The sequence below is a fragment of the Streptococcus mitis genome, from assembly GCA_001560895.1.
Taxonomy (GTDB): domain Bacteria; phylum Bacillota; class Bacilli; order Lactobacillales; family Streptococcaceae; genus Streptococcus; species Streptococcus mitis_Q.
The window spans coordinates 260,001-278,731 of sequence record CP014326.1; the positions used below are offsets into that span (position 1 = coordinate 260,001).

At 42.5% G+C, this 18,731-nt stretch carries 17 protein-coding genes and 2 pseudogenes (1 of these 19 only partly in view); 14 read left to right on the forward strand and 5 right to left on the reverse strand.

Annotated elements, in window-relative coordinates; all coding sequences use genetic code 11:
• From AXK38_01460 to AXK38_01525, 14 genes and pseudogenes are all read left to right on the forward strand, one after another.
• A protein-coding gene (locus AXK38_01460) for a multidrug ABC transporter ATP-binding protein (protein AMH88024.1) crosses the window boundary here: on the forward strand, positions 1 to 764 show its 3' portion. It extends 148 nt beyond the left edge of the window; only the last 764 of its 912 coding nucleotides appear in the window; its start codon lies beyond the left edge, outside the window; its stop codon occupies positions 762 to 764.
• Positions 739 to 1,476, forward strand: coding sequence for a multidrug ABC transporter permease (locus AXK38_01465; GenBank protein AMH88025.1), 738 nt, complete (start codon positions 739 to 741; stop codon positions 1,474 to 1,476). The genes AXK38_01460 and AXK38_01465 overlap by 26 nt, the downstream gene beginning before the upstream one ends.
• Positions 1,476 to 2,573: a histidine kinase gene (locus AXK38_01470; GenBank protein AMH88026.1), complete on the forward strand. Its 1,098-nt coding sequence runs from the start codon at positions 1,476 to 1,478 to the stop codon at positions 2,571 to 2,573. The genes AXK38_01465 and AXK38_01470 overlap by 1 nt, the downstream gene beginning before the upstream one ends.
• On the forward strand, positions 2,574 to 3,173 hold the full coding sequence (locus AXK38_01475; GenBank protein ID AMH88027.1) for a two-component system response regulator: 600 nt from the start codon (positions 2,574 to 2,576) through the stop codon (positions 3,171 to 3,173). It begins immediately after the preceding gene.
• A 314-nt stretch (positions 3,174 to 3,487) separates the two neighbouring features.
• Positions 3,488 to 3,901, forward strand: a complete 414-nt coding sequence (locus tag AXK38_01480; GenBank protein ID AMH88028.1) for a 30S ribosomal protein S12 — start codon at positions 3,488 to 3,490, stop codon at positions 3,899 to 3,901.
• 19 nt (positions 3,902 to 3,920) lie between these two features.
• Positions 3,921 to 4,391, forward strand: coding sequence for a 30S ribosomal protein S7 (locus AXK38_01485; protein ID AMH88029.1), 471 nt, complete (start codon positions 3,921 to 3,923; stop codon positions 4,389 to 4,391).
• Positions 4,392 to 4,676: 285 nt separating this feature from the next.
• Complete coding sequence (fusA, locus tag AXK38_01490; protein AMH88030.1) at positions 4,677 to 6,758, forward strand: elongation factor G; 2,082 nt, start codon at positions 4,677 to 4,679, stop codon at positions 6,756 to 6,758.
• 103 nt (positions 6,759 to 6,861) lie between these two features.
• The gene (gene polC / locus AXK38_01495) at positions 6,862 to 11,253 is read left to right on the forward strand and encodes a DNA polymerase III subunit alpha (protein ID AMH88031.1); all 4,392 of its coding nucleotides are present in this window, start codon (positions 6,862 to 6,864) and stop codon (positions 11,251 to 11,253) included.
• Between the two features lie 30 nt (positions 11,254 to 11,283).
• Positions 11,284 to 11,411, forward strand: a pseudogene (locus tag AXK38_01500) (hypothetical protein).
• 21 nt (positions 11,412 to 11,432) lie between these two features.
• The gene (locus tag AXK38_01505; GenBank protein ID AMH88032.1) at positions 11,433 to 12,674 is read left to right on the forward strand and encodes a peptidase M29; all 1,242 of its coding nucleotides are present in this window, start codon (positions 11,433 to 11,435) and stop codon (positions 12,672 to 12,674) included.
• A gap of 9 nt (positions 12,675 to 12,683) precedes the next feature.
• Complete coding sequence (locus tag AXK38_01510) at positions 12,684 to 12,914, forward strand: hypothetical protein (protein AMH88033.1); 231 nt, start codon at positions 12,684 to 12,686, stop codon at positions 12,912 to 12,914.
• A 268-nt stretch (positions 12,915 to 13,182) separates the two neighbouring features.
• Positions 13,183 to 13,905 carry a 16S rRNA pseudouridine(516) synthase gene (locus AXK38_01515; protein ID AMH88034.1) on the forward strand — a complete coding sequence of 241 codons (723 nt, stop codon included), beginning with the start codon at positions 13,183 to 13,185 and terminating at the stop codon, positions 13,903 to 13,905.
• The gene (locus tag AXK38_01520) at positions 13,905 to 14,048 is read left to right on the forward strand and encodes a hypothetical protein (GenBank protein ID AMH89596.1); all 144 of its coding nucleotides are present in this window, start codon (positions 13,905 to 13,907) and stop codon (positions 14,046 to 14,048) included. Before AXK38_01515 ends, AXK38_01520 begins: the two co-directional genes overlap by 1 nt.
• The gene (locus AXK38_01525; GenBank protein AMH88035.1) at positions 14,017 to 15,351 is read left to right on the forward strand and encodes an aminopeptidase; all 1,335 of its coding nucleotides are present in this window, start codon (positions 14,017 to 14,019) and stop codon (positions 15,349 to 15,351) included. Before AXK38_01520 ends, AXK38_01525 begins: the two co-directional genes overlap by 32 nt.
• On the opposite strand, the pseudogene AXK38_01530 reads toward AXK38_01525, so the two are convergent.
• The 5 genes and pseudogenes from AXK38_01530 to AXK38_01550 all read right to left on the reverse strand — a co-directional run bounded on the left by AXK38_01530 (position 15,291) and on the right by AXK38_01550 (position 18,715).
• Positions 15,291 to 15,540: pseudogene (locus AXK38_01530) on the reverse strand (hypothetical protein). The gene AXK38_01525 and the pseudogene AXK38_01530 overlap by 61 nt on opposite strands.
• A gap of 63 nt (positions 15,541 to 15,603) precedes the next feature.
• Complete coding sequence (locus tag AXK38_01535; protein AMH88036.1) at positions 15,604 to 16,515, reverse strand: PTS mannose family transporter subunit IID; 912 nt, start codon at positions 16,513 to 16,515, stop codon at positions 15,604 to 15,606.
• Positions 16,516 to 16,538: 23 nt separating this feature from the next.
• The gene (locus AXK38_01540; protein AMH88037.1) at positions 16,539 to 17,342 is read right to left on the reverse strand and encodes a PTS mannose/fructose/sorbose transporter subunit IIC; all 804 of its coding nucleotides are present in this window, start codon (positions 17,340 to 17,342) and stop codon (positions 16,539 to 16,541) included.
• Positions 17,343 to 17,367: 25 nt separating this feature from the next.
• Positions 17,368 to 18,357: a PTS mannose transporter subunit EIIAB gene (locus tag AXK38_01545; GenBank protein AMH88038.1), complete on the reverse strand. Its 990-nt coding sequence runs from the start codon at positions 18,355 to 18,357 to the stop codon at positions 17,368 to 17,370.
• A gap of 178 nt (positions 18,358 to 18,535) precedes the next feature.
• Positions 18,536 to 18,715 carry a hypothetical protein gene (locus AXK38_01550; GenBank protein AMH88039.1) on the reverse strand — a complete coding sequence of 60 codons (180 nt, stop codon included), beginning with the start codon at positions 18,713 to 18,715 and terminating at the stop codon, positions 18,536 to 18,538.
• Positions 18,716 to 18,731 lie beyond the last annotated feature (16 nt).

An 18,731-nucleotide genomic window follows, 5' to 3' on the forward strand; every position in this document is an offset into this window, starting at 1 on the left:
TTGGAGATAAACTGGTCACAAGCGGTCAAGTATCCATCCAAGGCTTGTCAGTGACGAGTTCTCAGTTAGACTATATTAGAGGTTATCTGCCTCAAGAAAATGTCATCGTTCAGAAATTAAAGGTCAAAGAGTTGATTGCTTTCTTTCAAAGTATTTATCCAAATCCCTTGAGCAACCAGGAGATCGATCAACTATTGCAGTTTGACAAGCAACAAAAAGAGCAATTTGCAGAAAAATTGTCAGGCGGGCAAAAGCGTCTCTTCTCTTTTGCCTTGACCTTGATTGGCCGACCAAAACTTGTCTTTTTAGATGAGCCAACTGCGGCCATGGATACCTCAACACGCCAACGTTTTTGGGAAATTGTTCAGGATCTAAAAGCGCAGGGAGTTACCATTCTCTATTCGTCCCATTACATCGAAGAGGTAGAGCATACAGCGGACCGAATCTTGGTCTTGAATAAGGGAGACTTGATTCGCGATACAACACCTCTAGCCATGCGTAGTGAGGGAATTGAAAAGCATTTTATCCTTCCTCTGGCATACAAGGAAATTGTTGAGCAGTCTAACTTAGTTGAAAACTGGGTACAAAAACAAGATGCTCTGCAAGTAGTCACACGAGAGGCAAATACTTTTTGGGAACTGTTAGTTCAAGCAGGATGTAGCATACAAGAAATCGAAGTTAATAACCGTAGTTTGCTAGATACCATCTTTGAAGAAACACAGAAGGGAGATGACGAAGATGAAACGATGGATCGCATTAAATAAGATAGAATTTCTATTGACCAAACGGCAACTCGTCTATTATTTATTATCAGTAGGGGTGCCGACAGCTTTCTATTTATTCTTTTCAGGAATGTACCAAGAAACACCAGGTGGACCGGCTAATTTTATGCGCGACTACCTCATCTCCATGACGGCTTTTTCCATGATGTCGACAGCTATGTTTTCATTCCCAGTTGTTTTACATACAGACAAAATCAACAACTGGCAGAAAACATTGCGCCATACTCCGGTAAATATGGTAGAATATTATCTATCAAAGATAACAAGTATGATGGTTGATTATCTGGTCTCAATCTTGGTTGTTTTCTCAGTTGGGCACTTGGTCAGAGGTGTGGATATGCCTTTAGGAAGCTGGATTGGGGCTGCGCTCTTGCTGATAGTAGGAAGTGTAGCTTTTGTAGCGCTTGGCTTGACCTTGACACTTTTGCCTTCTAGTCAGCTGATGTCTGTCGTGGGCAATCTTCTCTATCTAGGCTTGGCTGTTTTAGGCGGACTCTGGATGCCCATCTCTTTATTTCCAGACTGGATGCAAGCAATCGGGAAGTGTCTACCAACTTATCAGTTGATGGAGTTGCTCAAGACCTTCTTAAACGAGGGTAGCATCGATCTATCAACCATAGTTTATCTACTTGTTTTTTCAGCAGTTTTGTTTGGTTTGACCATTTACCTTCAAGGTCATAAGGAGAATGCTTAATGCTTGAAAGACTGAAAAGCATACATTATATGTTTTGGGCCAGTTTAATTTTTATGATTTTCCCCATCCTACCTGTAGTGACTGGATGGCTTTCTGCCTGGCATTTATTGATTGATATTCTATTTATAGTGGCATATTTGGGTGTTTTAACAACTAAGAGCCAGCGCCTGTCTTGGCTATATTGGGGTCTCATGCTGACTTATGTAGTTGGGAATACTGCCTTTGTTGCTGTTAATTATATCTGGTTTTTCTTTTTTCTATCCAATCTCTTAAGTTATCATTTCAGCGTAGGTGGTTTAAAGTCTTTACATGTCTGGACTTTTCTTCTTGCTCAAGTCCTTGTTTTGGGCCAACTTTTGATTTTTCAGAGAATCGAAGTTGAGTTTTTATTCTATCTACTTGTAATTCTTGCTTTTGTCGATTTAATGACTTTTGGCTTGGTTCGGATTCGTATTGTGGAGGATTTGAAAGAAGCTCAGGCTAAGCAAAATGCCCAGATAAATCTATTGCTTGCTGAAAATGAACGTAGTCGTATCGGTCAGGATTTGCATGATAGTCTGGGACACACTTTTGCTATGCTGAGTGTCAAGACAGATTTAGCCTTGCAGTTATTCCAGATGGAGGCTTATCCACAGGTGGAAAAGGAATTAAAAGAAATTCACCAGATCAGCAAGGATTCCATGAATGAAGTGCGAACCATTGTGGAAAATCTTAAGTCTAGAACTTTGACATCCGAACTAGAGACTGTAAAAAAGATGTTAGAAATTGCTGGAATTGAAGTGGAAATAGCTAATCAACTAGATACAGCTAGCTTAACTCAGGAATTGGAGTCAACGGCTTCCATGATTTTGCTTGAATTAGTGACCAACATCATCAAACATGCTAAAGCGTCTAAAGTCTACTTAAAATTAGAACGGACAGAGAAAGAACTCATTCTAACAGTGAGAGATGATGGCTGTGGCTTTACTTCTATAAAGGGGGATGAGCTCCATACAGTTCAAGATCGTGTTCTTCCATTTTCGGGAGAAGTAAAGGTAATTAGTTGGAAACAACCGACAGAAGTTCAGGTTCGACTACCTTATAAGGAGAGAAAATAGATGAAAGTATTAGTCGCAGAAGATCAAAGTATGTTGCGGGATGCCATGTGCCAGTTGCTCACGCTTCAACCGGATGTAGAGTCTGTCTTTCAAGCCAATAATGGGCAAGAAGCAATCCAACTATTAGAAAAGGAGTCTGTAGATATCGCCATCCTTGACGTAGAAATGCCTGTTAAGACAGGTCTTGAAGTCTTGGAGTGGATACGAGCAGAAAAGCTTGAAACAAAGGTGGTTGTAGTGACGACCTTCAAGCGCTCAGGGTATTTTGAACGTGCGGTCAAGGCTGGAGTAGATGCTTATGTATTAAAAGAAAGAAACATTGCAGACCTCATGCAAACCTTGCACACCGTCCTAGAGGGACGCAAGGAGTATTCGCCTGAATTGATGGAAGTGGTGATGACGCATCCCAATCCATTAACGGAGCAAGAAATCTCAGTTTTAAAGGGAGTCGCTCAGGGTTTATCTAATCAAGAAATTGCAGACAAACTTTATCTATCCAACGGAACAGTCCGAAACTATGTCACCAATATTCTTTCGAAACTAGATGCTGGTAATCGAACAGAGGCAGCTAATATCGCGAAAGAATCTGGTTGGTTGTGATACTATCATATCTCGAAAACTATTATGTGCTAAAATTGATGGGATTGAATGGAACAATACTAACTTTAGGAGGGAGGGATTCCTCCTTTTTCTTTTTTTAGGGAGCACTACAAAAGAGCTAAAATTAAGAATAAAAAAGAAAAATATCTTGACAACCAAGGGAAAATTTTGTTACAATAATAGACGGTACTTTTTACTTTTGGTCTCTCAAGAGTGTACAGGGACGTGCTGACAAATGTTGCAAAAGTACACACAGATGATAGCTGTCACCAAGTGTATCATCACCAAAAATAAAAAAACACAGGAGAATGTAGATGCCTACAATTAACCAATTGGTTCGCAAACCGCGTAAATCAAAAGTAGAAAAATCTAAATCACCAGCTTTGAACGTTGGTTACAACAGTCATAAAAAAGTTCAAACAAACGTTTCTTCACCACAAAAACGTGGTGTTGCAACTCGTGTTGGAACAATGACACCTAAAAAACCTAACTCAGCCCTTCGTAAATTCGCTCGTGTACGTTTGAGCAACCTTATCGAAGTTACTGCCTACATCCCAGGTATCGGACACAACTTGCAAGAGCACAGCGTGGTGCTTCTTCGTGGTGGACGTGTAAAAGACCTTCCAGGGGTACGTTACCATATCGTCCGTGGTGCACTTGATACTGCAGGTGTTAACGATCGTAAACAAGGCCGTTCTAAATACGGTACTAAACGTCCAAAAGCATAAGGAAAGGGGATAAAGAGAAATGAGTCGTAAAAATAGAGCTCCAAAACGTGACGTATTGCCAGATCCGCTTTACAATTCACAACTAGTTACTCGTCTTATCAACCGCGTTATGCTTGATGGTAAACGTGGTACAGCTGCTTCAATCGTTTACGGTGCCTTTGAGCAAATCAAAGAAGCTACTGGAAACGATGCACTTGAAGTATTTGAAACCGCTATGGAAAACATCATGCCTGTACTTGAAGTACGTGCACGTCGTGTTGGTGGTTCTAACTACCAAGTCCCAGTTGAAGTTCGTCCAGAACGTCGTACAACACTTGGACTTCGTTGGTTGGTAACAATCGCTCGTCTTCGTGGTGAACACACAATGCAAGACCGTCTTGCAAAAGAAATCTTAGATGCTGCTAACAACACTGGTGCAGCTGTTAAGAAACGTGAAGACACTCACCGTATGGCTGAAGCTAACCGTGCATTCGCACACTTCCGTTGGTAAAATCATGATGCTAGGAACGGTAAGGATGCAAGGTGAAAATAGGAAACTGACGCAGTATTCGACGAATACGAATACAAGGAAGTTTATCTTTTTCACACAGCATCCCGTTCTGGCTCAAATCGGCTAATTAACTTTAGCCCGAGTTCAATTCAACTTGTAAATTTACAAGTTGAAACCAACAATAGCATGAAAACATTGAGAACGGGTAGGTCCTGCCTATCCGTTTTTATTAAAATCGTGTTATAATAGAATAGAAATCAAAAATAAATAGGAGAAACAAACCTCATGGCACGCGAATTTTCACTTGAAAAAACTCGTAATATCGGTATCATGGCTCACGTCGATGCTGGTAAAACAACAACTACTGAGCGTATTCTTTACTACACTGGTAAAATCCACAAAATCGGTGAAACTCACGAAGGTGCGTCACAAATGGACTGGATGGAGCAAGAGCAAGAGCGTGGTATCACTATCACATCTGCTGCGACAACAGCTCAATGGAACAACCACCGCGTAAACATCATCGACACACCAGGACACGTGGACTTCACAATCGAAGTACAACGTTCTCTTCGTGTATTGGATGGTGCGGTTACCGTTCTTGACTCACAATCAGGTGTTGAGCCTCAAACTGAAACAGTTTGGCGTCAAGCAACTGAGTATGGAGTTCCACGTATCGTATTTGCCAACAAAATGGACAAAATCGGTGCTGACTTCCTTTACTCTGTAAGCACACTTCACGATCGTCTGCAAGCAAATGCACACCCAATCCAATTGCCAATCGGTTCTGAAGATGACTTCCGTGGTATCATCGACTTGATCAAGATGAAAGCTGAAATCTATACGAACGACCTTGGTACAGATATCCTTGAAGAAGATATTCCAGCTGAATACCTTGACCAAGCTCAAGAATACCGTGAAAAATTGGTTGAAGCAGTTGCTGAAACTGACGAAGAATTGATGATGAAATACCTCGAAGGTGAAGAAATCACTAACGAAGAATTGAAAGCTGGTATCCGTAAAGCGACTATCAACGTTGAATTCTTCCCAGTATTGTGTGGTTCTGCCTTCAAGAACAAAGGTGTTCAATTGATGCTTGATGCAGTTATTGACTACCTTCCAAGCCCACTTGATATCCCAGCTATCAAAGGTATTAACCCAGATACAGACGCTGAAGAAACTCGTCCAGCATCTGACGAAGAGCCATTTGCAGCTCTTGCCTTCAAGATCATGACAGACCCATTCGTAGGTCGTTTGACATTCTTCCGTGTGTACTCAGGTGTTCTTCAATCAGGTTCTTACGTATTGAACACTTCTAAAGGTAAACGTGAACGTATTGGACGTATCCTTCAAATGCACGCTAACAGTCGTCAAGAAATTGATACTGTTTACTCAGGTGATATCGCTGCTGCCGTTGGTTTGAAAGATACTACAACTGGTGACTCATTGACAGATGAAAAAGCTAAAATCATCCTTGAGTCAATCAACGTTCCAGAACCAGTTATCCAATTGATGGTTGAGCCAAAATCTAAAGCTGACCAAGACAAGATGGGTATCGCCCTTCAAAAATTGGCTGAAGAAGATCCAACATTCCGCGTTGAAACAAACGTTGAAACTGGTGAAACAGTTATCTCAGGTATGGGTGAGCTTCACCTTGACGTCCTTGTTGACCGTATGCGTCGTGAGTTCAAAGTTGAAGCGAACGTAGGTGCTCCTCAAGTATCTTACCGTGAAACATTCCGCGCTTCTACTCAAGCACGTGGATTCTTCAAACGTCAGTCTGGTGGTAAAGGTCAATTCGGTGATGTATGGATTGAATTTACTCCAAACGAAGAAGGTAAAGGATTCGAATTCGAAAACGCAATCGTCGGTGGTGTGGTTCCTCGTGAATTTATCCCAGCGGTTGAAAAAGGTTTGGTAGAATCTATGGCTAATGGTGTTCTTGCAGGTTACCCAATGGTTGACGTTAAAGCTAAGCTTTACGATGGTTCATACCACGATGTCGACTCATCTGAAACTGCCTTCAAGATCGCGGCTTCACTTGCCCTTAAAGAAGCTGCTAAATCAGCACAACCAGCCATCCTTGAGCCAATGATGCTTGTAACAATCACTGTTCCAGAAGAAAACCTTGGTGATGTTATGGGTCACGTAACTGCTCGTCGTGGACGTGTTGATGGTATGGAAGCACACGGTAACAGCCAAATCGTTCGTGCTTATGTTCCACTTGCTGAAATGTTCGGTTATGCAACAGTTCTTCGTTCTGCATCTCAAGGACGTGGTACATTCATGATGGTATTTGACCACTACGAAGATGTACCTAAGTCAGTACAAGAAGAAATCATTAAGAAAAATAAAGGTGAAGACTAATCCGTCCTCACTCTAGAAGGAAGTCACTTAGTGGCTTCCTTTTGTCTTTAGAAAATACCTCTAAATATGGTAAAATAGTAGGAGAATAATGTGAGGAAAATGAATGTCAAATAGTTTTGAAATTTTGATGAATCAATTAGGAATACCGTCAGAGATAAGGCAGCATTCTGCTTTAGCTCAGGCTGATATTGAAGGTGTTGTGGTTCATAAAATCAGTAAGTTATGGGAGTTTCACTTTGTATTTTCTAATATTTTACCTATTGAAATCTTTTTAGAATTAAAGAAAGGGCTGAGTGAGGAATTTTCTAAGACAGGCAATAAAGCTGTTTTCGAAATCAAGACTCTGTCTCAAGAATTTTCCAATCATCTCTTGCAGGCCTATTATAGAGAGGCTTTTTCTGAAGGGCCATGTGCTAGTCAAGGTTTTAAGTCCCTTTATCAAAATTTGCAAGTTCGTGCTGAGGGTAATCAACTCTTTATTGAAGGATCTGAGGCGATTGATAAGGAACACTTTAAGAAAAATCACCTTCCTAATTTAGCCAAACAACTTGAAAAGTTTGGTTTTCCAACTTTCAACTGTCAAGTAGAGAAAAATGATGTGTTGACCCAAGAGCAGGAAGAGGCCTTCCATGCTGAAAATGAGCAGATTGTTCAAGCGGCCAATGAGGAAGCGCTCCGTGCTATGGAACAACTAGAACAGATGGCACCTCCTCCAGCGGAAGAGAAACCATCCTTTGATTTTCAAGCTAAAAAAGCTGCAGCTAAACCGAAGCTGGATAAGGCAGAGATTACTCCTATGATCGAAGTGACGACGGAGGAAAATCGTCTGGTCTTTGAAGGTGTTGTGTTTGATGTGGAGCAAAAAGTGACCAGAACAGGGCGTGTTTTGATCAACTTTAAAATGACAGACTACACTTCCAGTTTTTCTATGCAAAAGTGGGTTAAGAACGAGGAAGAGGCTCAGAAATTTGATCTAATTAAGAAAAATTCTTGGCTCCGAGTTCGTGGGAATGTGGAGATGAATAACTTCACACGCGATTTGACTATGAACGTGCAGGATGTGCAGGAAGTTGTTCACTATGAGCGGAAGGATTTGATGCCAGAAGGTGAGCGTCGGGTTGAGTTTCACGCTCATACTAACATGTCGACTATGGATGCTCTACCCGAGGTAGAAGAGATCGTTGCGACAGCTGCTAAGTGGGGACACAAGGCGGTTGCCATAACGGACCATGGGAATGTCCAGTCTTTCCCACATGGCTATAAGGCGGCTAAGAAAGCGGGAATTCAGCTAATCTATGGAATGGAAGCCAATATCGTGGAGGATCGTGTCCCTATCGTCTACAATGAAGTGGAGATGGACTTGTCCGAAGCAACCTATGTGGTCTTTGACGTGGAAACGACGGGGCTTTCAGCTATCTATAATGACTTGATTCAGGTTGCGGCTTCTAAGATGTACAAGGGGAATGTTATTGCTGAATTTGATGAATTTATCAATCCTGGGCATCCCTTGTCAGCTTTTACTACTGAGTTGACTGGAATTACAGATGATCACGTCAAAAATGCCAAACCACTGGAACAAGTGCTACAGGAATTCCAAGAATTCTGCAAGGATACAGTCTTAGTTGCCCATAATGCTACCTTTGACGTTGGCTTTATGAATGCCAATTATGAGCGTCATGGTCTGCCAAAGATTAGTCAGCCAGTTATTGATACACTTGAGTTTGCTAGAAATCTCTATCCTGAGTATAAACGTCATGGTTTGGGGCCTTTAACTAAGCGTTTTGGTGTGGCTTTGGAACATCACCACATGGCCAACTACGATGCGGAAGCTACTGGTCGTCTGCTCTTTATTTTTATCAAAGAAGTAGCAGAAAAACATGGTGTGACCGATCTAGCTAGACTTAACATTGATTTGATTAGTCCAGATTCTTATAAAAAAGCTCGGATCAAGCATGCGACCATCTATGTCAAGAATCAGGTGGGTCTAAAAAATATCTTTAAGCTGGTTTCTTTATCCAATACCAAGTACTTTGAAGGGGTGCCACGGATTCCGAGAACGGTTTTAGATGCCCATCGGGAAGGTTTGATTTTAGGCTCAGCCTGTTCTGAAGGTGAAGTTTTTGATGCAGTCGTTTCCCAAGGTGTGGATGCGGCGGTTGAGGTGGCCAAGTATTATGACTTTATCGAGGTCATGCCACCAGCTATCTACGCTCCCTTGATTGCTAAGGAGCAGGTCAAGGATATGGAAGAACTACAGACCATTATCAAAAGTTTGATAGAGGTTGGAGATCGTCTTGGTAAGCCTGTTCTGGCTACGGGAAATGTCCACTATATCGAACCTGAAGAAGAGATTTACCGTGAAATTATCGTCCGTAGTTTGGGACAGGGGGCAATGATTAACCGAACTATAGGTCATGGGGAACATGCTCAACCTGCTCCTCTTCCAAAAGCTCATTTTAGAACAACTAATGAGATGTTGGATGAATTTGCCTTCTTGGGAGAGGAATTAGCTCGGAAATTGGTTATTGAAAACACCAATGCCTTGGCAGAAATCTTTGAACCCGTTGAGGTTGTTAAGGGTGACTTATACACGCCTTTCATCGACAAGGCTGAAGAAACAGTTGCTGAGTTGACATATAAGAAAGCTTTTGAGATTTATGGAAATCCGCTGCCAGATATTGTTGATTTGCGGATTGAAAAAGAATTAACTTCTATTCTGGGGAATGGATTTGCTGTGATTTATCTGGCTTCCCAGATGCTGGTACAACGTTCCAATGAACGGGGCTACTTAGTTGGTTCTCGTGGGTCTGTTGGATCTAGTTTCGTTGCGACCATGATTGGGATTACAGAGGTCAATCCTCTTTCTCCTCACTATGTCTGTGGTCAGTGTCAGTACAGTGAATTTATCACCGATGGTTCTTACGGTTCAGGATTTGATATGCCCAATAAGGACTGTCCAAACTGTGGTCATAAACTCAGCAAAAACGGACAGGATATTCCTTTCGAGACCTTCCTTGGTTTTGATGGGGATAAGGTTCCTGATATTGACTTGAACTTCTCGGGAGAAGACCAGCCTAGCGCCCACTTGGATGTGCGTGATATCTTTGGTGAGGAATATGCCTTCCGTGCAGGAACGGTTGGTACGGTGGCTGCCAAGACTGCCTATGGCTTTGTCAAGGGTTACGAGCGAGATTATGGGAAGTTTTATCGTGATGCAGAGGTGGAACGTCTTGCTCAAGGCGCTGCCGGTGTCAAGCGTACAACAGGACAACACCCCGGGGGAATCGTTGTTATTCCTAACTACATGGATGTCTATGATTTTACGCCTGTCCAGTATCCAGCAGATGACGTGACGGCTGAATGGCAAACGACCCACTTTAACTTCCACGATATCGATGAGAACGTCCTCAAACTCGATGTACTGGGACATGATGATCCGACCATGATTCGGAAACTGCAGGACTTGTCTGGGATTGACCCTAATGAAATTCCTATGGATGACGAAGGTGTGATGGCCCTCTTTTCAGGGACTGACGTGCTTGGGGTAACACCTGAGCAAATAGGAACGCCGACGGGTATGCTGGGGATTCCAGAGTTTGGGACCAACTTTGTACGTGGAATGGTAGACGAGACCCATCCGACAACTTTTGCAGAGTTGCTTCAGCTCTCAGGTCTATCCCATGGTACCGACGTTTGGCTGGGCAATGCCCAAGATCTGATTAAGCAAGGAATAGCAGACCTATCGACTGTTATCGGTTGTCGGGACGACATCATGGTTTACCTCATGCATGCTGGTCTCGAACCTAAGATGGCCTTTACTATCATGGAGCGAGTACGTAAGGGCTTGTGGCTGAAGATTTCAGAAGAGGAACGCAATGGCTACATCGAAGCCATGAAGGCTAATAAGGTGCCAGAGTGGTATATCGAGTCCTGTGGGAAAATTAAGTACATGTTCCCTAAAGCCCATGCGGCAGCCTACGTTATGATGGCCTTGCGTGTAGCTTACTTCAAGGTTCACCATCCTATTTATTACTACTGTGCTTACTTCTCAATCCGTGCTAAGGCATTTGATATTAAGACCATGGGGGCGGGCTTGGATGCTATCAAGCGCAGAATGGAAGAAATATCTGAAAAACGGAAGAACAATGAGGCCTCTAATGTGGAAATTGACCTCTATACAACTCTTGAGATTGTCAATGAAATGTGGGAACGTGGTTTCAAGTTTGGGAAGTTAGACCTCTACCGTAGTGATGCGACTGAATTCATCATTGACGGAGATACACTGATTCCACCATTTGTCGCTATGGATGGTCTGGGAGAGAACGTTGCCAAGCAGTTAGTGCGAGCGCGTGAAGAGGGAGAATTCCTCTCTAAAACAGAACTTCGTAAGCGTGGCGGGCTCTCATCAACCTTGGTTGAAAAGATGGATGAGATGGGGATTCTCGGCAATATGCCAGAGGATAACCAGTTGAGTTTGTTTGATGAGTTGTTTTAAGGTCTTGGAGGGAAAAAGACGAAACTCAGAATTTTTGCGGAAGACAAGCCGGCTGAGAAGGTGTTTGAGTATCAATTGGAACTTGCTGACCAGACAATGCTTCTATCGACAGTACTATTGCACTAGCAGGACTACTTTCTGCTTTGAAAGAAAAATAAAAATAGAAAAGAGAAAATAACATGGTTTTACCAAATTTTAAAGAAAATCTAGAAAAATATGCGAAATTGTTGGTTGCGAACGGAATTAACGTGCAACCTGGTCACACTTTGGCTCTCTCTATCGATGTGGAACAACGTGAGTTGGCTCACTTAATCGTCAAAGAAGCTTATGCTTTGGGTGCGCATGAGGTTATCGTTCAGTGGACAGATGATGTCATCAACCGTGAGAAATTCCTCCACGCACCGATGGAGCGTCTGGACAATGTGCCAGAATACAAGATTGCTGAGATGAACTATCTTTTAGAGAACAAAGCTAGCCGTCTTGGGGTTCGTTCATCTGATCCAGGTGCCTTGAACGGAGTGGATGCTGACAAGCTCTCAGCTTCTGCCAAAGCTATGGGACTTGCCATGAAGCCAATGCGTATCGCGACTCAATCTAATAAGGTTAGCTGGACTGTAGCAGCCGCTGCTGGACTTGAGTGGGCTAAGAAAGTCTTTCCAAATGCTGCGAGCGATGAAGAAGCAGTCGATCTCCTTTGGGACCAAATTTTCAAAACTTGCCGTGTCTATGAAGAAGATCCTGTTAAGGCTTGGGAAGAGCATGCAGCTATCCTCAAGAGCAAGGCAGATATGCTTAATAAAGAACAATTTTCAGCCCTTCACTACACAGCGCCAGGGACAGATTTGACCCTTGGTTTGCCGAAGAACCACGTTTGGGAATCAGCTGGTGCTATCAATGCACAGGGAGAAGGATTCTTGCCAAATATGCCGACAGAGGAAGTTTTCACAGCGCCTGATTTCCGTCGCGCAGATGGTTATGTCACTTCTACAAAACCGCTTAGCTATAATGGAAATATCATTGAAGGAATTAAAGTAACCTTTAAGGATGGGCAAATCGTAGATATCACTGCTGAGAAGGGTGATCAGGTTATGAAAGACCTCGTCTTTGAAAATGCAGGTGCGCGTGCCTTGGGTGAATGTGCCTTGGTACCAGATCCAAGCCCAATTTCTCAGTCAGGGATTACCTTCTTCAACACCCTTTTCGATGAAAATGCGTCAAATCACTTGGCTATCGGTGCAGCCTATGCGACTAGCGTCGTTGGTGGAGCGGAGATGAGCGAAGAGGAGCTTGAAGCTGCGGGGCTTAACCGTTCAGATGTTCACGTAGACTTTATGATTGGTTCTAACCAAATGGATATCGATGGTATCCGTGAGGATGGGACACGTGTACCACTCTTCCGTAACGGAGATTGGGCAAATTAAGGAGATAATATGTTAGGAAGTATGTTCGTTGGTCTCCTAGTGGGATTTTTAGCAGGTACTCTGACCAATCGTGGAGAGCGAATGGGATGTTTTGGAAAAATGTTTCTCGGCTGGATTGGTGCCTTTATAGGCCACTTGCTTTTTGGGACTTGGGGACCGATAATAGCAGGAACTGCCATTATTCCGGCAGTACTAGGTTCCATGATTGTCTTAGCGATTTTCTGGAGACGAGGAAGTTAATTTCTTAAATCTGATACTCAATGAAAATCAAAGAGCAAACTAGGAAACTAGCCGCAGGTTGCTTAAAGCACTGCTTTGAGGTTGTAGATAGAACTGACGAAGTCAGCTCAAAACACTGTTTTGAGGTTGTAGATAGAACTGACGAAGTCAGTAACATATATACGGCAAGGCGACGTTGACGCGGTTTGAAGAGATTTTTGAAGAGTATGAAACGAAAAGGAGGTTGGTCATTGTACCAGCCTCCTTTTGAGTATGATATAATAGTTCTATGAGATTAGATAAATTTTTAGTTGCCTGCGCTGTGGGGAGCCGGACTGAGGTCAAAAACTTGCTCAAGGCTGGGCGCGTGACGGTAAATGGTAAAAAAGAGAAATCAGCTAAATTGCAGATTGATGAAGAAAGAGATGACATTCGCTTTGATGGGCAAGTGTTGGAGTATGAAGAGTTTGTCTACTACATGATGAACAAGCCCCAAGGAGTTATCTCAGCGACTGAGGATCCTAAGCACAGAACCGTTCTGGACTTGCTGGATGATATTGCTCGGAGCAAGGAAGTTTTCCCAGTAGGACGCTTGGATATTGACACGCATGGTCTTTTGCTCTTGACTAATGACGGCCAGCTGGCCCATGCTCTTCTTTCACCTAAGCGTCATGTGGACAAGACATATCTGGCTCAGGTCAAGGGAATGATGGCCCAAGAAGATGTGGAGATATTTGCTGAGGGTATTCCTCTCAAAGACTTTACCTGTCAGCCCGCTAGACTGGAGATTCTTTCCACAGATGCAGAAAAGAATCAAAGCCAAATCCGTGTGACCATTGCAGAAGGGAAGTTTCATCAGGTCAAGCGTATGGTGGCCTACTGTGGCAAGGAAGTAGTAGACTTGCAACGTTTGACTATGGGAACGCTAGTATTGGATGAGAACTTAGAACGAGGGGAATGGCGTCGCTTGATCAAGGAGGAATTGGAAAATCTTCTTGCTAGTATTGATTAATTTGGTTTATATTCGAAAAAGGTGAGGGAGAATGTCCTTGCCTTTTATGTTTTTCAGTTGCTTACTTTGTGAAAAGAGTTATAATAGACTGTAGAATAAAAGGAGGAATCTATGAACGCGATTCAAGAATCATTTACAGATAAACTATTTGCCAATTATGAAGCAAATGTCAAATACCAAGCGATTGAAAATGCTGCCAGCCACAACGGAATTTTTGCAGCTCTAGAACGTCGTCAGAGCCATGTAGACAATACCCCTGTTTTCTCATTGGATTTGACCAAGGACAAGGTAACCAACCAGAAGGCTTCTGGTCGTTGCTGGATGTTTGCGGCCCTCAACACCTTCCGCCACAAACTCATCTCGCAATACAAATTGGAGAACTTTGAGTTATCACAAGCCCACACTTTCTTCTGGGACAAGTATGAGAAATCAAACTGGTTTTTGGAGCAAGTCATTGCGACTGCAGACCAAGACTTGACGAGCCGTAAGGTTAAATTCCTACTTCAAACTCCACAACAAGATGGCGGTCAATGGGATATGGTCGTTTCTCTCTTTGAGAAATACGGTGTCGTGCCTAAGTCAGTTTACCCTGAGTCTGTTTCATCTAGCAGTAGTCGTGAGTTAAATGCCATCCTTAACAAATTGCTTCGCCAAGATGCTCAAATCTTGCGTGACTTACTAGCTTCTGGCGCAGACCAAGCGACTGTTCAAGCTAAGAAAGAAGACCTCTTGCAAGAGATCTTTAACTTCCTTGCCATGTCACTAGGTCTCCCACCACGTAAATTTGACTTTGCTTATCGCGATAAGGATAATAATTATCAAAGTGAAAAGGGTATTACACCACAAGAGTTTTACAAGAAATATGTCAATCTTCCGCTAGAAGACTATGTTTCTGTTATCAACGCCCCAACTACTGACAAACCTTACGGCCAATCTTACACAGTTGAGATGTTGGGCAATGTGGTTGGTAGCCGTGAGGTTCGTTACATCAACGTGCCTATGGAACGCTTGAAAGAATTGGCGATTGCTCAAATGCAAGCAGGTGAGACTGTTTGGTTTGGATCAGATGTCGGCCAACTCAGCAACCGTAAAGCAGGAATCCTTGCGACAGATGTTTATGACTTTGAATCAAGCATGGATATTAAACTCACTCAAGACAAGGCTGGACGTTTGGACTACAGCGAAAGCTTGATGACCCATGCTATGGTTTTGACAGGTGTTGATTTGGACGAAAATGGCAAATCAATCAAGTGGAAGGTTGAAAACTCATGGGGAGACAAGGTTGGTACAGATGGTTACTTTGTTGCCTCAGACGCTTGGATGGACGAATACACTTACCAAATCGTTGTTCGCAAAGAATTGTTAACAACCGAAGAACAAGCTGCCTATGAAGCAGAACCAATTGTGCTTGCACCATGGGATCCAATGGGAGCCTTGGCAGAATAATACTCTTCGAAAATCTCTTCAAACCACGTCAGCTTCGCCTTGCCGTAGGTATATGTTACTGACTTCGTCAGTTTTATCTGCAACCTCAAAACAGTGTTTTGAGCTGACTTCGTCAGTTCTATTTACAACCTCAAAGCAGTGCTTTGAGCAATCTGCGGCTAGCCTCCTAGTTTGCTCTTTGATTTTCATTGAGTATAAAAACATAGAAAAAAGGAATCAGGTTTAGAACCTGATTCCTTTTAAGTTACTTGATTACATGATGTGAAGAACATGTGCTACAATACCCACTGCGAAGAGTGCAAGGATAATAGTGATTGGAGATACTTTTTTCTTAAGTAAGTACATGCAAAGGAAAGTAAGGAGTAGTCCTGATAGTCCAGGAATCAACATATCCAAGTTTTGTTGGAAAGTAGTAACTTTTTCAGGTGTTTGAGACAATCCTTGTCCTACTTGTGCGAATGCTTCTTGAATACCTTTAGATCCTTCTGGCAATTTATCCCAATGGATATAAGCTTTTTCATCTAGTTGAACTTTGGCAACATCGAAAGCAAATTTAATATTTACCCAACGTTGAACAAGGACAGCAAGAATGAACATACCAAGGATAGAAGCTCCTTTAGTGATGTCTTGAAGGATACCGCCAGACATGTCTTTAGTGATTTCTGATCCAGCCTTGTATCCAATCTCTTGTGTATACCACAAGAATGACATACGAATCAAGTTCCAAAGAACGAAGAAGAGGATTGGACCTAAGATATTACCAGTAAGGGCAAGTGAAGCACCGAGTGATCCAAGGATTGGGCGTACTGTAAACCAGAATACTGGGTCACCGATACCAGCAAGAGGTCCCATCATACCGATTTTAACACCTTGGATAGCAGCGTCATCAATTTCAACACCGTTAGCACGTTCTTCTTCAAGTGCAAGAGTAACCCCCATGATTGGAGCGGCTACGTATGGGTGAGTGTTGAAGAACTCAAGATGGCGTTCAAGAGCAGCGATTTGATCTTCTTTTTTAGTGTAGAGTTTTTTAAGAGCTGGAATTAATGAGTAAGCCCAACCCAAGTTTTGCATACGTTCATAGTTCCAAGAACCTTGTAAGAAAGTTGAACGCCACCAAACTTTTTTACGATCTGATTTAGTTAATTGAAGTTTTTCAGTCATGATGTTTTCAGTCCTTTCTTATCTTAGTAGTCTTCTAGGATATCGCCGATTGGGTCGTTAGAAGTTGCGGCTCCTCCGCCACCATTTCCACCAGTTTTAGAAAGGTGAAGGTAGATAAGAGCGATAGCAACACCGATAGCACCAAATCCGATTAGAGTAATATCTGACACGGCAGCAAGCACAAAACCTATAGCGAAGAATGGCCATACTTCACGAGTTGCCATCATGTTGATAACCATAGCGTAACCAACGGCAACAACCATACCACCACCGATAGCCATACCATCTTTGAGCCAATCAGGCATAGCATTTAGAATGCTTTGTACTGTTTCAGTTGGTACCATTAGAAGGAGTGCTGCAGGGACTGCAATACGAAGACCTTGAAGAAGAAGTGCGACAAAGTGAGCACGTTCAACTGCTTTGAAGTCACCTTTTTTAGCAGAAGCATCAGCAGTGTGAACCAATCCGACAGAGAGTGTACGGACAATCATAGTCAAGAATAGACCAGCAACTGCAAGAGGGATAGCAACCGCTTGGGCAACACCGATACCTGTCTTAGTAAAGTCGCCACCAAGAACCATGATAATGGCAGCAGCAACAGAAGCAAGAGCAGCGTCAGGAGCTACGGCAGCTCCGATGTTAGCCCAACCAAGGGCGATCATTTGAAGAGAACCACCAAGGATAATCCCTGCTTCAAGGTTACCAGTAACAAGACCGATAAGGGTACAAGCTACGATTGGTTGATGGAATTGGAACTGGTCGAGGATACCTTCAAGACCTGCTAGGAAGGCTACAACGACTACTAAAACCATAGAAATAATAGACATCTTTAAAATCCTTTCATAAAATCGATTATTGCACGTTTGCTTTGTTGATCAAGTCAAACAAATCTTTTTTCGTGTCGTTTGGTACTTTACGTACATCAAATTCAACACCAAGGTCACGCATTTTTTCAAATGTAGCAACGTCTTCTTTATCCATAGACAAAACGTTGTTAACCATTGTTTTACCAGTTGAGTGAGCCATTGATCCAACATTAAGAGTTTTGATTGGCACGCCACCTTCGATTGCACGAAGGGCATCTTGAGGTGTTTCAAACAAGATAAGGGCATGTGTTTCTCCGAAGCGAGGATCTTTTGCAACGTCGATTAGTTTTTGGATAGGAACAACGTTTGCTTTCACTTTACCTGGAGCTGCTTGTTTAATCAATTCTTTACGTAATTCGTCTTTAGCTACGTTATCTGAAGCAACGATGATACGGTCTGCTTTTGAATCTGGAGTCCAAGCAGTTGCAACCTGACCGTGAAGTAAACGAGTGTCTAGACGGGCAAGGTTGATTTTGAGTTTACCGTCTCCGATGACAGTTCCTTCTGGAATAGCAGCTTGGGCAACTGGAGCAGCTGTAGCGCTTGCTACCTCCTCAACTGGGTTTAGCTCTTCTGGAAGAGCCTTGATGCCATCTTTGGCTTCTTTGATAATATTCGCAGCGACCTTTTCCACACCTGCAGTAGCATCCATCAGGCGCTCTGTGTAGGCTTGAATTAACATCGGTAAGTTAAGTCCTGTGATGATGGCAAACTTACGATCAGGATTTTCTCCCATCACGCGGCTAGCTTGGTTAAATGGAGATCCACTCCAAAGGTCAGCCAAAACTAGAACCTCATCTTCTGCGTCAAATGCAGCAACAGCGTTATTAAACTTAGCGTATAGATCATCAGGGCCTTCATTTGACATAAAGGTTACAACTTGAACCTTTTCTTGTTCACCAAAGATCATAGTTCCTGACTGATGAATACCCGCAGCAAATTCGCCGTGGCTCGCAATAATGATTCCGATACTCATTATTGTCATTCCTCCTTTTTTGTTTTAGTTTTCGTTTAAGAAAACTTTAAGACTGTTTAAGTATAAACCGTTTTCATATAAAAAGCAACTATTTAACATAAAAAAGGAAAAAGGTTTTCTTTTTAAATGTTGATATATTAAGTTTTTGAGAATTTTTTTTGAATCCCTATTTTAAAATTTAATATAAAAAAGTTGGAAGCGCATTCCAACTTTTAAAATAGGTTTCTATTAAATTATCAGTGTGGCAAACACCACAGTATTCAATTTCTACAAGTGCTTCCCCAGTTTCAAGTGGACGGAGTACTTTTTCTTCAACAGCAACACCAGTGCTTTCTGGATTAACAACAACAGCTTTCATAGCTATCCTCCTTGAT